Origin of the sequence: Nannocystis pusilla, assembly GCF_026626665.1 — a bacterium.
In the GTDB taxonomy this organism is placed as follows: Bacteria; Myxococcota_A; Polyangia; order Nannocystales; family Nannocystaceae; genus Nannocystis; species Nannocystis pusilla.
In genome coordinates this window covers 5,687,324-5,702,143 of record NZ_JAPNKE010000002.1, presented here as the reverse complement: position 1 = coordinate 5,702,143, position 14,820 = coordinate 5,687,324, and the positions used below count along the sequence as shown (strand labels likewise).

9 protein-coding genes and 3 pseudogenes are annotated in these 14,820 nt (G+C 73.4%); 5 read left to right on the top strand and 7 right to left on the bottom strand.

From position 1 onward, the window contains the following. Positions 1–6 precede the first annotated feature (6 nt). The 7 genes and pseudogenes from OV079_RS25275 to OV079_RS58535 form a co-directional block, all read right to left on the bottom strand. A complete protein-coding gene (locus OV079_RS25275; RefSeq protein ID WP_267771421.1) occupies positions 7–1,368 on the bottom strand; it encodes a sensor histidine kinase in 1,362 nt (453 codons plus the stop codon). Between the two features lie 97 nt (positions 1,369–1,465). Next, positions 1,466–1,669 carry a winged helix-turn-helix domain-containing protein gene (locus OV079_RS25270; protein ID WP_267771420.1) on the bottom strand — a complete coding sequence of 68 codons (204 nt, stop codon included), beginning with the start codon at positions 1,667–1,669 and terminating at the stop codon, positions 1,466–1,468. Between the two features lie 196 nt (positions 1,670–1,865). Continuing rightward, positions 1,866–2,144, bottom strand: a pseudogene (locus tag OV079_RS25265) (response regulator); the annotation flags it as partial. Beyond that, positions 2,141–5,209, bottom strand: a complete 3,069-nt coding sequence (locus tag OV079_RS25260; RefSeq protein WP_267771419.1) for an efflux RND transporter permease subunit — start codon at positions 5,207–5,209, stop codon at positions 2,141–2,143. The pseudogene OV079_RS25265 and the gene OV079_RS25260, both read right to left, overlap by 4 nt. Beyond that, positions 5,206–6,288, bottom strand: a complete 1,083-nt coding sequence (locus OV079_RS25255; protein WP_267771418.1) for an efflux RND transporter periplasmic adaptor subunit — start codon at positions 6,286–6,288, stop codon at positions 5,206–5,208. The genes OV079_RS25260 and OV079_RS25255 overlap by 4 nt, the downstream gene beginning before the upstream one ends. Positions 6,289–6,344: 56 nt before the next feature. After that, positions 6,345–6,653, bottom strand: a complete 309-nt coding sequence (locus OV079_RS54395) for a MerR family DNA-binding protein (RefSeq protein ID WP_267778638.1) — start codon at positions 6,651–6,653, stop codon at positions 6,345–6,347. Between the two features lie 128 nt (positions 6,654–6,781). Then, positions 6,782–6,838: pseudogene (locus OV079_RS58535) on the bottom strand (hypothetical protein); the annotation flags it as partial. Between the two features lie 191 nt (positions 6,839–7,029). Between OV079_RS58535 and OV079_RS25240 the strand changes: the two are divergent. From OV079_RS25240 to OV079_RS25215, 5 genes and pseudogenes are all read left to right on the top strand, one after another. Then, positions 7,030–8,289 (top strand): TolC family protein, encoded by a 1,260-nt coding sequence (locus OV079_RS25240; RefSeq protein WP_267771417.1) that lies wholly within the window; start codon positions 7,030–7,032, stop codon positions 8,287–8,289. Further along, the gene (locus OV079_RS25235) at positions 8,286–9,410 is read left to right on the top strand and encodes an efflux RND transporter periplasmic adaptor subunit (protein WP_267771415.1); all 1,125 of its coding nucleotides are present in this window, start codon (positions 8,286–8,288) and stop codon (positions 9,408–9,410) included. Before OV079_RS25240 ends, OV079_RS25235 begins: the two co-directional genes overlap by 4 nt. A gap of 71 nt (positions 9,411–9,481) precedes the next feature. Further along, positions 9,482–12,594 (top strand): annotated as a pseudogene (locus tag OV079_RS25230) (efflux RND transporter permease subunit). 44 nt (positions 12,595–12,638) lie between these two features. Continuing rightward, the gene (locus tag OV079_RS25220; RefSeq protein WP_267771413.1) at positions 12,639–13,247 is read left to right on the top strand and encodes a methyltransferase family protein; all 609 of its coding nucleotides are present in this window, start codon (positions 12,639–12,641) and stop codon (positions 13,245–13,247) included. Positions 13,248–13,467: 220 nt separating this feature from the next. Continuing rightward, positions 13,468–14,679: an MYXO-CTERM sorting domain-containing protein gene (locus OV079_RS25215; protein WP_267771412.1), complete on the top strand. Its 1,212-nt coding sequence runs from the start codon at positions 13,468–13,470 to the stop codon at positions 14,677–14,679. Positions 14,680–14,820 lie beyond the last annotated feature (141 nt).

The following is a 14,820-nucleotide window of genomic DNA, read 5'->3' as shown; positions in this document are numbered from 1 at the left end:
ATCGCGTCAGGCGCGGGCGATGACGAGGTGAAAGCAGGCGCCGCCGCCGGGGCGCTCGCTGACCCAGGCGCGGCCGCCGTGGGCCTCGGCGACCTCGCGGACGATGGCGAGGCCGAGGCCGGCGCCGTCGACCCCGCGCTGGAGGCGACGGAAGGGGGCGAAGATCGTCTCGCGGTGCTCGAGCGGGACGCCGGGGCCGCGGTCCTCGACGAGGAGCTCGAGCGCGGTCTCGCCGTCGCGCACGGTGAGGTCGACGGCGCTGCCGACGGGGGCGAACTTGATCGCGTTGGCCAGCAGGTTGTCGACGGCCTGCCGCAGCGGGCCGGGGTTGGCGCGGATCGGCGCGGCCTCGGGGGCGTGCAGGTGCAAGGAGATGGCGCGCCGCTCGGCGACGACGCGGTGACTGGCGATCGCTTCGCGCACGCTGGCGACCGCGTCGAGCGGCACGCGCTCCCACTCGGACCGGCGCAGGCTGGCCATCGCCAGCAGCTTGCTGGCGAGCTCGCCGAGGCGGTCGACCTCGGTGCGCACGCGGGTCAGGGCGTCGATGAGCTGCTCGGGCGACCGCTCGCGCCGCAGGGTGACGTCGATCTCCATGCGCATGGCGGTGAGCGGGGTCCGCAGCTCGTGGGCGGCGTCGGCGACGAGGCGGTGCTGCAGCTCGGAGGCGGTGCGCAGCTTCTCGGTGGCGTCGGCGATGGCGTCGCGCAGGCTGGCGACGACGTCGGTGCCGGGGTCGGCGGGCGGCAAGGTCGAGAAGTCGCCGTCCTGCAGCCGCTGCATGTGCACGTGGAGCTGCTGCACGCGGTGCACGAGGCCGCGGGCGTGGGCGATCTGCAGCAGCAGCATCAGCAGGGTGACTGCCGCGCCGATCAGGGCGGCGGCGCGGGCGTAGGCGGCCAGGGCGGCGTCGTTGGAGGCGAGCGAGACGGCCAGCCACAGCGCGTGCGGCTCGCCGCGCGGCGAGTCGATGGCGAGGGACAGCTCGCGCAGCCGCTCGCCGCCGGGGAGGACGCGCGTCTGCAAGGCCGGGGCGCGGGCGACGTCGGCGGCGGTGAGGCGCTCGGGGGCGGCGGTGTCGGCGGGGTAGGCGAGCAGGCGGGCGCCGTCAGGGCCGTAGAGGGCGCCCTGGTGGTGCAGCCGCTGCAGGTCGGCGACCAGCGCGGAGTCGCCGAAGTGGAGGTGGGCGTCCTGACCTGGCCGATCGAACAGGCTGACGGACTCGCTGGCGGCCTGCAGGGTGAGGCCGCGGTCGACCGACTCGAGCAGGAGGTGGTCGAGGACGAGGCCGATCAGGAACAGGGCGAGGGCGATGAGCCCGGCCGGGATGACGGCTCCGAACAGCAGCAGCCGGCGGTGCAGGGTCATCGGGCTCCGGAGCCTGTCTCGACGGGCATGCCGGAAGAGGCATGGTCGAAGGGGCATGGCCGATGGTGCATGCCCTGAGAGACATGTCGCATCGCGCTCACCGCTCGCCTCCGGGGAGCAGGCGGAAGCCGACGCCGCGCTGGGCGCGGATGGTGGGGGCGTCGTCGCCGAGCTGGGCCAGCTTGGCGCGCAGGTAGCCGACGTAGACGTCGAGGACGTTGGGCTCGCCGTCGAAGTTGGGGCCCCACACGGCGGCGAGCAGCTCGCTGCGGGTGAGGACCTCGCCGACGCGGCGGAACATCAGGTTGCACAGGGCGAACTCGCGGGCGGTGAGGGCGACCTCGCGCTCGCCGCGGACGAGGGCGCGCTGGCGGGTGTCGAGGCCGACGTCGCCGGCGCGCAGGTGGACGACTTCGCCGCGCGCGGCGCGCGAGCACCTCGATGCGGGCCAGCAGCTCGCTGAAGTCGAACGGCTTGACGAGGTAGTCGTCGGCGCCGGTGCGCAGGCCGAGCACGCGCTCGCCGACGCTGCCGCGGGCGGTCAGCATGAGCACGGGGGTGTCGACGCCGCGGGCCCGCCAGGCGCGCAGGAGCGACAGGCCGTCGCCGTCGGGCAGCATCCAGTCGAGCAGGACGACGTCGTAGGCGATCGTCTGCGCCTGGCCGAGCGCGTCGGCGCTGGTGGTGCAGGCGTCGACGAGGTGGCCCTCCTCGCCGAGGCCGCGCTGCAGCAGCTGCAGCAGCCGCTCGTCGTCCTCGACCACGAGGATCCTCATGCCGCGCGGCTCCTGCCGGCGAAGAACGGGTAGAGCGCGGGGAGGATGACGAGGGTCAGCAGGGTCGACGAGACCAGGCCGCCGACGACCACGGTGGCGAGCGGGCGCTGGACCTCGGCGCCGGTGCCGGTGGCCAGCATCATCGGCACGAAGCCGAGCGCGGCCACCGAGGCGGTCATCAGCACCGGGCGCATGCGCGACTCGGCGGCCGCGAAGGCGGCGCTGCGCGGATCGTGGCCCTGCGCGAGGAGCTCGTCGATCTGCGACAGCAGGACCACGCCGTTGAGCACGGCGATCCCGCTGAGGGCGATGAAGCCGATCGCGGCGGACAGCGACAGGGGGAGCTCGCGCAACGTGAGGGCGAGGATGCCACCGACGCAGGCGAACGGCACGTGGGTGAAGATCAGGGCGGCGGGGCGCAGGCGGCGGAAGGCGAGCAGGAGGACGGCGAAGATCGCCACGACCACTGCGGGGATGACCCAGGCCAGGCGGGCGCGGGCCTCGGCCAGCGACTCGTACTGGCCGCCCCACACCGAGCGGGTGCCGCGGGGCAGCGGGACGCGCGCGGCGAGCTCGGCCTTGAGCGCCTCGACGACGTCGCCGAGCGCGGCGCCGCGGACGTTGAAGCCGACGACGATCCGCCGCTGGGCGTCGTCGTGGTTGACGAGGCTGGCGGCCGGGCGCTGCTCGACGGTGGCGAGGTGTTCGAGCTCGATGAGGGCGCCGTCGGCGGTGGGCACCGGGAAGCGCGCGAGCAGGCTGGCCGGCGGCGGCTCGCCGAGGCGCACGCGCACGGGCAGGCGCAGCGGGCCGACGTAGGTGTAGCCGGCGGTGACGCCGGTGCGGATGGCCTGGACCACGCGCAGGACGTCGGCGGCGACCATGCCGTGGCTGCCGGCGGCGAGCATGCGCGGGCGGACCTCGGCGACCGCGACGTCGGGCGGGGCCATGATGCGGACGTCGACCGCGCCGGGCTGGCCGGCGATGACCTCGGCTGTCTGTTCGGCCAGGTCGCGCAGCTGCGCGAGGTCGTCGCCGAAGATGCTGAGCGAGACGTCGGTGACGGCGCCGCCGAGCAGCTCGTTGAAGCGCATCTGGATCGGCTGGGTGAAGACGACGACGTCGGCGGGGGCCTTCGTGGCGAGGAGAGCTTCGATCTCCTGCACGAGGGCGTCCTTGTCGAGGCCGTCGCGCCACTGGGACTTCGGCGCCAGCTCGAGGAACACGTCGGCCTGCTCGATGCCCATGATGTCGGTGGCGACCGCGGGCGAGCCGATGCGCGCGACCACGGCCCGGACCTCGGGGACCGCGCCGAGCAGCACCTGCTCCATCGCGGTGGCCTCGCGCACCGCCGAGTCGAGCGAGATGTTGGGCGCGCGCTCGGTCTGGATCACGAGGTCGCCCTCGTCGAGCTGCGGCACGAAGGCGGCGCCGGTGCGGGTGAACAGCCAGCCGCCGAGGACCAGAGAGGCGAGCGCGAAGGCGGCGACGAGGAGCGGGGCGCGGGTGGCCGCGCGCAGCACGGGATGATAGGCGCGCTCGGCCAGGCGCACGACGAACGGCTCGCGGGCGGGGACGTCGCGCGGGCGCAGGACCGCGGCCGCGGCCGCGGGGACGAAGGTGAGGGCGAGGATCAGGGCGGCGAGCAGGGCCATGATCACGGCCGCGGCCATCGGTCGGAACATCTTGCCGTCGACGCCGGTGAGGCTGACGATCGGGACGTAGACGAGCAGGATGACGAGGACCGAGAAGAACACCGGGCGGGCGACGCCGCGGGTCCACTCGGCGACCTTGTCGGGGTCGAGGGCGGCGCCGACGGCCCCGCAGAACACCGCCTCGACCATGACGACGGCGCCGTCGACGAGCAGGCCGAAGTCGATCGCGCCGAGGCTCATGAGGTTGCCGGGGATGTCGAGCAGCGCCATGCCGGCCAGCGCGAACACCATCGACAGCGGGATCACCAGGGCGACGAGCAGGCCGGCGCGGAAGCTGCCGAGCATGGCGAACAAAACGACGACGACGAGCAGGCCGCCCTCGGCGAGGTTCTTGGCCACGGTCTCGAGGGTGGCGCCGACGAGCTTCGAGCGGTCGTAGACGAGGTCGACGCTCACGTCCTCGGGCAGGGCGGCGTCGACGTCGGCCATGCGCGCGTGCAGCCGCTCCATGACCTGGAGGGCGTTGGCGCCGCGCAGCATCTGGGCCATGACGTAGACGGTCTCGCCCTCGCCGTTGGAAGTGGCGGCGCCGATGCGGGGGAGACTGCCCCAGCGCACGTCGGCGACGTCGGCGATCCGCACGCCCGGCTCGCCGCTGATCGCGGGGCGCACGAGGGCGCTGCCGAGCTCGTGCGGGGTGGTCGGGCGCGAGACGCCGCGGAGCAGGACCTGAGATGTCCCATCGGCCAGGTTGGCACCGGCGGCGGTGCCGGTGGCGGCGACCACCGCGGCCTCGAGCTGGCCGAGGGTGAGGCGGAAGCGGGCCATGGCGTCGGGACGGCCGACGACGTCGAGGGTGCGCCGCTCGCCGCCCCAGGTGTTGACCTCGACGACGCCGTCGACGGCGCGCAGCAGCGGGACGAGGCGCAGCTCGACGAGCTCGAGCAGCTCGGCCGGGGTGCGCTCGGGCGAGCGGATCGTGAAGTGGAAGATCTCGCCGAGGCCGCCGGTCAGCGGGCCGAGCTCGGGGGCGTCGATGCCGTCGGGCAGGCGATCGCCGACCAGGGCGAGCCGCTCCTGCACCATCTGGCGGGCGAGGAAGGGGCTCACGTCGTCGGCGAACACGGCGGTGATCGAGGAGATGCCGTAGCGCGAGACGCTGCGCTGCTTGACCATGCCCGGGATGCCGCCGAGGCCGATCTCGATCGGCCGCGTCACCAGGCGCTCGACCTCCTCGGGGGTGAGGCCGCCGGCGCGCGTGAGCACGAGGACCTGGTTGGTGGTGACGTCGGGCAGGGCATCGAAGCGCAGGCGCGCGGCGACGATCGCGGCCAGGAGGGTGGCGACGAGGGTGACGAGGAGGACGGCGCGGCGGCGGACCACCGAGGCGTGGACGAGGGCCTCGATCATGCGCCGGCCCCCGCGGTTGCGCGCTGGTGGGCGAGGGCGTCCTCGGCGACGCGATCGCCGGCGACGAGCTGCGACGGATCTTTGGGCCGCACGAGCGCGGAGGCGCCGGAGGCCATGAGCAGCTCGACCGGGACCGCGGCGGTCTGGCCGTCGCGGCGGCGGTGGACGATGAGGTCGTCGCCCGCGCGCTGCAGGGCGCCGGCGGGGACCTGGACGACGCCGGCCTCGTCGCTGAAGGCCTCGACGGTGCCGCGCAGGCCGGGCGCGGCGAGGCGGTCGCCCTCGGCCTCGAACCACATGACGACCGCGCCGTCGTCGGCCTCGACGGTGCGCGCGAGCGGCTCGGGCTTCAGCGCCCACACGCTGCCGTCGACGGCGTGAAAGCGCATGGTGGTGCGCGCCGGCGGGGCGTGGAGGAAGCGGGCCTCGACGCGCGGGACGCCCTCGCCGACGATGACGGCGATCGGCAGGGCGCCCGCCTCGACGACCTCGCCGAGGCGGCCGTGGAGCTCGCGGACGACGCCGTCGATGTCGCTCGTGAGGGTGACCTCGGGCTTGTGAAGCAGCTCGCGCGAGCGCGCGGGTCGAGGCCGGCGGCGCGCAAGGTGGCGGCGGCGGTGAGGGCCTGCTGCTCGACCTCGGCGGCGCGGGTGGCGACCTCGAAGACGTCGCGCTCGGCCACGAGGCCCTCGTCGCGCATGCGCCCGAGCTTGTCGCGCCGCGCGGTCTGGGTGGCGCTGCGCATGGGCCCCGCGGTAGTCGGCGGCGGCGACGACGACCTCGGGCATGACGACGTCGACGACCGGCTGACCGACGCGCACGCGGTCGCCCGCCTGCACGTGGAAGCGCGCGATCCGGGCGCGGTAGATCGGGCGGATCACGCCCTGGCGATCGCCCGGCAAGACCACGCGCGCGGCGGCCTGCAAGAGCGAGACGTCGCGCGGGGCGGTGACCTCGACCCAGGCGCTGGCGGTGCTCGCGGGCTGATGGTTGGGCTGTCTCTCAGGGCATGTCTGTTCGGACATGCACGAGGTCAGCGTGAGGCCGAGGCAGCCGGTCGCGAGCGCGCGGCGGAGCATGCGATGACGGGTACCGCGGGGCGCGGGGGAGAATTGAGACGATCCTGAGAAACTTCTCAGGCGCGGCGCTCGCGGCGAGGTTTGGGCTGCTTGTCGCCGGCGCGGCGCTCGGCGCAGTGCTCCTCGGCGCACTCGATGTCGGGCCCGGCGAGGGTCTCCTCGGCCTCCTGCAGGGCCTCGAGGATCCGGCACTCGGACACGCGCCCGCCGCCGCGGCACGAGTCGGCCAGGCGCTGCAAGGCGCCGCGCAGCTTCTGCAGGCTCTCGATCTTGTGGTCGAGGTCGTGGATGTGGTCGCGGACGAGGCGGTCGACGCGGGCGCACGGGCGCAGGCGGTCGCTGGCGAGCGACAGCAGCTCGCGCACGGCCTCGATGCTGAGCCCGAGCTCGCGGCTGCGACGGATGAAGTTGAGGCGGCGGACGTGCTCCGGCCGGTAGACGCGGTAACCCCGGAGGTGCGGGCCGGCTGCGGGAGCAGCTCGATGCGCTCGTAGTAGCGGATCGTCTCGGCGCCGACGCCCGTGGCCTGGCCGAGCGCTCCGATCGTCATCTGCTCGTCGTCTCGGGTCACCGCCCGAGCTTGCTCCGCGGCCGCCCGCCTGTCACCACGTGGCCGTGCGTGCGTCACCTCGCACGCCGCCGCCCGCCGCGCTCGCTTGACCCTGTAGTTGCTACAAGGTCTAGCCTCGACGCCGGACCCGTCGCGCGGATCGTCGCGCCGCGGTCCATAAACGAGGCCCGATGCCGCTCCTCTCCGCGCTGCTCACCGCAACCCTGCTGGCCGCGCCGCCGCCCCCGGCGGGGTGCGAGGGGCCGCTCGGCAGGGATGCGGTGGTCGCCTGCGCGCTGGCCGAGCACCCGAGCATCCGCGCGGCCGAGGCCGGGCGCGCGGCGGCGGAGGGCCGCAAGCTCAAGGCGCGCACGCTGCTGCCGAGCAACCCGCAGGTCGAGGTGACCGCGAGCCGCCGCGTGGGCCTGTGGAACGGCGAGCGCGACATCAACGTGTACGGGCGGGTGGCGCAGGAGCTCGAGATCGCGGGCCAGCGGCGCAAGCGGATGGCGATGGCCGACGCCGAGGTGACGCAGGCGGACCGGCAGATCGAGCTGAGCCGGCGCGACGTGGCGGCGGCGGCGTTGTCGGCTTATTACGAGTGGCTGGCGGCGCGCGAGCAGCGGGCGATGATCGAGCGGATCGCCAGGACCGCCGACACGCTGGTCGACCTGGCCCGCACGAGCGAGCGCACCGGGCTCGGCTCGGGCCTCAACGCGGACGTGGTGGTGGCGACGTCGGTGCGGGTGCGGCGGCAGCTGATCGAGGCGGACCGCCGGATCGCGGCCGCGCGCGCGGTGCTGGCCGGACTGCTCGGGCGCGACGGCGCGGGGCTCGAGGTCGAGGGCGAGCTGACGCCGCTGGCGCTGCCGCAGGAGCTGTCGGCGCTGCTCGGGTCGGCGCTGACGAAGCGGGCGGAGATCGAGCTGGCGAAGGCGGAGCGCGAGGTGTTCCTGCGCCAGGTCGAGGTGTTCCGCCGGCTGCGCGCGCCGAACCCGAGCGTGGTGCTGTACGCCCAGCGCGACGGGTTCGCGGAGCAAGTGCTGGGCGGAGGGCTGGCGTTCCCGATCGTGCTGCCGGCGCCGCTCGGGCGCACGTACAAGGGCGAGATCGCGGAGAGCAAGGCGCTGGCGCGCCGCGCCGAGGCGGAGGTCGAGCGCTGGCGGAGAGTGGTGCAGGCGGAGGTCGAGGTGGCGCTGCGCGAGGTCGAGGCGCGCAAGGCGGAGCTCGGGCTGTTCGAGGCCGAACGCCTGCAGCGCGCCGAGGGCCACCTCGAGGCGCTGGCGCAGGAGATGGCGACGGGGCGCGTGTCGATCCGCGACGCGGTGGTGCTGCAGCAGACGCTGCTCGAGTACCTGGCGGCGCACATCGAGGCCCGCCGCGCGCTGGCCCTGGGCTCGGTCGAGCTGGCGCGGGTGGCAGGCTTGCTGCCGGAAGGAGCGCAGCGATGAGGCGGACACTGTCACTGTCGCTGGCGCTGGCGCTGCTCGGGTGCGGCGCGAAGGCGGTCGAGGGCGCGGCGCCCGAACAGGCGCACGGAGATCACGGGGAGCACGGGGAGCACGAGGAGGGCCACGAGCACGACGCGCTGCCGCGGCGGGTCGAGCTTTCGCCGCAAGTGGTGACGGAGGCGCAGATCCAGACCGAGCCGGTGCAGATGCAGGTGGTCGCGCCGGTGCTGTTCGCGACCGGGCACATCGAGGCCGACCCGGGACGCACGGCCCAGGTCCCGGCCAAGGTCGGCGGGATCGTCGAGGAGGTGCTGTTCCGCGAGGGCGACCCGGTGAAGGAGGGCCAGGTGCTGGCGACGGTGCGCGCGCCGAGCCTCGGCAGCCTGCGCGCCGACCTGGCGTCGCTGCAGGCGCGCACGACGTCGGCCCGCACCAACCTGACGCGCCTGGAGGCGCTGGCCGAGCGCAACATGGCGTCGCAGCAGGAGCTGGCGGCGGCGCGCGCCGAGGCGACCGCGCTCGAGGCGGAGGCGCAGGCGGCCAAGCAGCGGCTGCAGGCGCTCGGCCTGGGCGCGAAGGGCAAGGCGACGGTGTTCTCGCTGCGCGCGCCGATCTCCGGCTACGTGATGCAGCGCAACGCGGTGCCGGGCCAGCCGGTGACGCCGGAGCAGACCCTGGCGACGATCGTCAACCTCGACCGCGCGTGGTTCGTCGCCCGCCTGTTCGAACACCTGCTGGCGAAGATCCGCGTCGGCGCGGCGGTCGAGGTGGAGCTGAACGCGTACCCCGACCACCCCTTCCACGGGACGATCGAGTTCCTGGCGCCGAAGGTCGACGCCGAGGCGCAGACGGTGATGGCGAGGATCCCGATCGACAACCGCGAGGACATCCTGCGCGTCGGCCTGTTCGGCAAGGCGCGGATCGCCATCAGCGACCCGCGGGCGGCGCCGGAGCCGGTGCTGGCGGTGCCGCGCGACGCGATCATCGAGGTCGCCGGCAAGACCGTGGTGTTCGTGCGCGGCGAGGACGGGGCGTTCGAGCTGCACGAGGTGGTGCTGGGGACCGCGGGCCCGGGGTGGTGGAGATCCTCCAAGGCCTGCGCGAGGGCGAGTCGGTGGTGACGCGCGGGGCGTGGACGCTCAAGAGCGTGCTGCTCAAGGGCACCTTCGGCGAGGACCACGGGCACTAGGCCATGCACGCGCTGACCGTGATCGTCGCGTGGTCGCTGCGCAACCGGGCGCTGGTGCTGGTGGCGACGCTGCTGTTCGTCGTGGTCGGGGTGCGGTCGGCGCTGGAGCTGCCGATCGACGCGGTGCCCGACGTCACCAACGTGCAGGTGCAGGTGATCACGGCCGCGCCGGCGCTGTCGCCGGTGGAGGTCGAGCAGTACATCAGCATCCCGGTCGAGCGGGCGATGTCGGGCCTGCCGAAGGTGACGCAGATCCGCTCGGTCTCGAAGTACGGGCTCAGCGTGGTGACGGTGGTGTTCAAGGACGGCACCGACATCTACTTCGCGCGCCAGCTGATCAACGAGCGCATGCGCGAGGCGAGCGAGGCGGTGCCGGCGGCCTACGGGACGCCGGAGATGGGGCCGATCTCGACGGGGCTGGGGGAGATCTATCAGTTCACGCTGCGCAGCGAGACGCACTCGCTGATGGAGCTCGAGGAGCTGCTCGACTGGTACGTCGGGCCGCAGCTGCGCACGGTGCCGGGGGTGGTCGAGACCAACAGCTTCGGCGGCGAGAACCGCGAGTACCAGGTGGTGCTGCGGCCGGAGCGGCTGCAGGCGCTGCGCCTGTCGATCGGCGAGGTGGCCGAGGCGCTCGGGCAGTCGAACGCCAACGCCGGCGGCGGCTACATCGAGCGCAACGACGAGCAGGTGGTGATCGGCTCGAACGGCCTGGTCCGCAGCCGCGAAGACCTCGAGCGCGTGGTGCTCGGGGCGACGCCGCAGGGCGTGCCGATCACGGTGAGCTCGGTCGGCGAGGTCCGCTTCGGGCCGAAGCTGCGGCGCGGCGCGGCGACCAAGGACGGCGAGGGCGAGGTCGTGGTCGGCGTGACGCTGATGCTGATGGGCGAGAACTCGCGCACCGTCACGCAGGGGATCAAGGACAAGCTGGCCGAGCTGGCGCCGACGCTGCCCGAGGGCGTGTACGTCGAGCCGTTCTACGACCGCACGCTGCTGGTGGACCGCACGATCGGGACGGTGGCGACCAACCTGGCCGAGGGCGCGGCGCTGGTGATCCTGGTGCTGCTGTTGCTGCTCGGCGACCTGCGCGCGGGGCTGGTGGTGGCGACGACGATCCCGCTGTCGATGCTGTTCGCGGTGATCGTGATGAACGCGGCCGGGCTGTCGGGCAACCTGATGAGCCTGGGGGCGATCGACTTCGGCCTGATCGTCGACGGGGCGGTGATCGTGGTCGAGAACGCGGCCCGCCGCCTCGGCGAGGCCAGCCGCCGCGCCGGCGCGCAGCTGCCTCCGGAGCAGCGGATCGAGGTGATCCAGGAGTCGACGCTCGAGGTCCGCGGGGCGGCGGTGTTCGGCGAGATCATCATCGCCATCGTCTACCTGCCGATCCTCGCGCTCACCGGGATGGAAGGGAAGCTGTTCCACCCGATGGCCTACACGGTGCTGCTGGCGCTGGCGGGGGCGTTCATCTTCTCGCTGACGCTGGTGCCGGTGCTGACGAGCTATCTGGTGCGGCCGCATCCCGACGCGCGCGAGACGCTGCTGCTGCGCGCGGCCCACAAGCTGTACACGCCGGCGCTGCACGCGGCGCTGCGCTGGCGCTGGCTGACGATGATGGTCGGGGTGCTGGCGCTGGCGGGCGGGGTGGCGCTGTTCGGCCGCCTGGGGGCGCAGTTCGTGCCGCAGCTCGACGAGGGCGACCTGTTGATCGAGGCGCGGCGGATGCCGGGCACGGCGCTGTCGACGTCGGTGACGACGAGCCAGCGGATCGAGCGGGCGCTGCGGGAGATCCCGGAGATCGTCCATGTGGTCTCGCGGACAGGTTCGCCGGAGATCGCGACCGACCCGATGGGGGTCGAGCAGTCCGACGTGTACGTGCAGCTCAAGGACCGCGAGGCGTGGCGGCCGGGGCTGACGAAGGACGACATCGCCGAGGAGATGTCGGAGCGGGTCGAGCAGGCGGTGCCGGAGGTGGCCGGGGCGATCTCGCAGCCGATCCAGATGCGCACCAACGAGCTGGTGGCGGGCATCCGCTCGGACATGGGGGTGGTGATCTACGGGCCCGACCTCGAGACGCTGCGGACGCTCGGCCAGGCGGTGCTGGATCGCGTGAAGGGGGTGCCCGGGGTGGTCGACGCCCGCGTCGAGCAGCTCCAGGGCTGCAGTACCTGCGCATCGATCCGGACCGCACCAAGCTGGCGCGCTACGGGCTGACGATCGCCGACATCAACATCACGACCGAGGCGATCGCGGTCGGACACAAGGTCGGCCAGGTGCTCGAGGGCGAGCGCCGGTTCGACATGATGGTGAAGTTCGACCAGCCGATCACCGGCGACCTCGACTCGCTGTCGGCGATCCCGCTGCGCGCCAACACCGGGCAGATCGTGCCGCTCGGCGACGTGGCGACGCTGCAGCACACGACGGGGCCGGTGCTGGTCAACCGCGACAAGCAGTCGCGGCGGGTGATCGTCGAGTTCAACGTGCGCGGGCGCGACCTGGGGTCGACGGTGGCCGACGCGCAGGCGGCGGTCGCCGCCGGGGTGACGCTGCCGGTCGGCTATCGCGTGGAGTACGGCGGGACGTTCGAACACTACCTGGCCGCGCGCGATCGCCTGATGGTGGTGGTGCCGCTGGCCCTGGCGCTGATCATGTTCATGCTGTGGACGGCGCTGTCGTCGATGCGCTCGGCGCTGATCATCTTCCTCGGCGTACCGTTCGCGGTGGTCGGCGGGGTGGTGGCGCTGTGGCTGCGCGACCTGCCGTTCTCGATCTCCGCCGGGGTCGGCTTCATCGCCCTGTTCGGCGTGGCGGTCCTCAACGGCCTGGTGCTGGTGACCTTCGCCCAGCGCCTGCAAGACGGCGGCGCCGGCCACGACGAGGCGATCGCGCAGGCGGCCGAGCTGCGGCTGCGCCCGGTGCTGACGACGGCGCTGGTGGCGGCGCTGGGCTTCGTGCCGATGGCGCTGTCGACGGCGCCGGGCAGCGAGGTCCAGCGGCCGCTGGCGACGGTGGTCATCGGCGGGCTGGTGTCGGCGACGCTGCTGACCCTGCTGGTGCTGCCGGCGGTGTACGACCGCTTCGGGCCGCGCGCGCAAGCCGTGACGATCGCCGCTTGACCCTGTAGCGAGTGCAGGGTTCACATTGGCGGGCAGGAAATCGTATGCGTCTCGAAGTCGTCGCCCTGCTCATGATCCTCGGCTTTTACGCCGTCGCCTTCGGCCTCCGCACCTACCGCCACCTGCGCGAGACCGGCTCGACGGGCTTTCACGGGCTGTCCGGAAGGCCAGGTTCCGCGGAGTGGTGGGGCGGGGCGCTGTTCGTCGTCGGAGTGGTGCTCAGCCTGCTGGCGCCGATCGCCGGGCTGCTCGGATGGGTGGCGTCGCCGCAGATCGGGCCGGGGCAATTCATCCTCGGCGGGGCGGCGGTGCTGCTCGGGATCGCGGCGACCTACGCGGCCCAGACGGCGATGGGCCGGTCGTGGCGGATCGGGGTGCGCCCGGGCGAGCGGACCGAGCTGGTGACCGAGGGGCCGTTCGCGCTGGTCCGAAATCCCATCTTCTCGTGCATGCTGTTCACCGCGGCGGCGCTGGTGGTGCTGCTGCCCAACGCGGTGGCCCTGGCGGCGTTCGCCTGCCTGCTGCTGGCGGTCGAGCTGCAGGTGCGCGTGGTGGAGGAGCCGTACCTGCTGCGCGTCCACGGCAGCAAGTACCGCAGCTACGCGGGCCGCGTGGGCCGCTTCGTGCCGGGCTTCGGGCTGCTGCGCGGGTGAGGGGATGGAGCATGTCGGAAGGGACATGCGAGCCAGGGCCGGAACAATGCGTCGAGATGTCCTGAGGGACAGGAAGACGGTGTCGCCGCCGGCGCGGGCCAACGCCGTCATCCGGCCGCGTTGGTTCCAGGTCGCCGGTTGACTCGGCGCGGACGAGCGCAGATCCTGACGGCCTATGCTGAATCGGATGGGTCGTATCGTCCCCGGATGCCTGCTAGCAATGTCCTCGGTGGCCGCGCTCGGTTGTACGGGCGCCAACAGCGAGGAGGAGCAGATCCACGTCTCGCTGGCGCCGCTGTTCTATTCGGAGGTCGAGCAGCCCTCGGGGCTGCGGGCCCTGCAGGGCTCGACGGTGTGCTTCGACGCCGGCTTGTCGGATTCCCCGGACGACGGGTTCGCCGGCATCGAGGGATGCTTCGACATGGCGATCGCCGGGGTGCCGTTCGTCGACGCCGACTGCGTGACCCTCGACGGGCCGAGCGGGGTGGAGGTCGACTACACGCCGCGCGCGGACTGTGCCATCGAGGAGGTCGAGCTGTTCCCCGACCGCTTTCGCGTGGAGGTGGTGCCCGTCGACGGGCTGCGCGCGCGGCTCGAGTGGCACGTGGAGCTGCTGGCGGAGCGCTTCGCCGAGCGCCTGTCGTCGCGCCCGGCCGACCTGATCCCCGGCACCGACGAGCCGCTGCGGCTGGTGCCGGACGTCACGGTCGGGTTCCCGGTCAACGTGATCGACGCGGCGGGCGAGCGGGTCGGCTGGGACATGTCGCAGGGGCGCGTGCTCGAGACGAAGGGGGGCGGCCCGGCGCGGACGCTGGCGCTCCTCGAGGACACGGATGTGTTGTGGCCGGTGCGCGTCGGCCCGGGGGAGACGAGCACGATCACGCTCGAGGTCGCGGGCGCGGTGCTTCCGGTGGCCACGGTGGTGGCGACGCCGGTCGAGGCGGCGGCGTCGCTCGAGATCGTCGCGGCCCTCGCCGACGGGCCGCTCGGGGCGCGGGCGATCGTGCGCGACGCGGAGGGTCGGGTGCTCGTCGGCGCGCCGGTGACGTGGAGTCTGGTCGAGGGCGAGCTGGCGCTCACGACCATCAGCGAGTTCACGCCGCCGGAGTACACGATGATCGGCGACGACTGCGTGCCGCCGCCGGCAGCGCCGGAGAGCCGGCGCGCGGTGCTGCGGGCCCAGCTCGGGGCGCTGAGCGACGAGCTCGAGATCGAGTGGACGGCGAAGCCCCCCGAGGAGACCCGCGACGAGCCGTTCTCGCCGGACCCGGCCTGCCAGCGCGGCACGGGCCGCGCGGACGACGACGGGCTCGGCGACCGCGGCTGCAACTGCGCGACCGGGCCGCAGGACGGACGCGCGGGCTGGGCGTGGCTGGCGGCGCTGACGTGGATGCTCGGTCGGCGCCGCCGGACGACGCCCGCGCGGTGTTGATGTTAATCAAGGGACATGTCAGATCGGACATGCCCCGAGTGGCTTGAGAGCATCCCGAGGATGCGTGCGGGACATGTCGGAATGGACATGTCCCTCATGATCTCCGGTCGAGGTGTTCAGGGGTGTGTCGAAGCAGACATG

Coding starts and splice junctions, on each gene's coding strand:
- OV079_RS25275 (WP_267771421.1), bottom strand. CDS start 1,368: ATGACCCTGCACCGCCGGCTGCTGCTGTTCGGAGCCGTCATCCCGGCC.
- OV079_RS25270 (WP_267771420.1), bottom strand. CDS start 1,669: ATGTTCCGCCGCGTCGGCGAGGTCCTCACCCGCAGCGAGCTGCTCGCC.
- OV079_RS25260 (WP_267771419.1), bottom strand. CDS start 5,209: ATGATCGAGGCCCTCGTCCACGCCTCGGTGGTCCGCCGCCGCGCCGTC.
- OV079_RS25255 (WP_267771418.1), bottom strand. CDS start 6,288: ATGCTCCGCCGCGCGCTCGCGACCGGCTGCCTCGGCCTCACGCTGACC.
- OV079_RS25240 (WP_267771417.1), top strand. CDS start 7,030: ATGCCGCTCCTCTCCGCGCTGCTCACCGCAACCCTGCTGGCCGCGCCG.
- OV079_RS25235 (WP_267771415.1), top strand. CDS start 8,286: ATGAGGCGGACACTGTCACTGTCGCTGGCGCTGGCGCTGCTCGGGTGC.
- OV079_RS25220 (WP_267771413.1), top strand. CDS start 12,639: ATGCGTCTCGAAGTCGTCGCCCTGCTCATGATCCTCGGCTTTTACGCC.
- OV079_RS25215 (WP_267771412.1), top strand. CDS start 13,468: ATGTCCTCGGTGGCCGCGCTCGGTTGTACGGGCGCCAACAGCGAGGAG.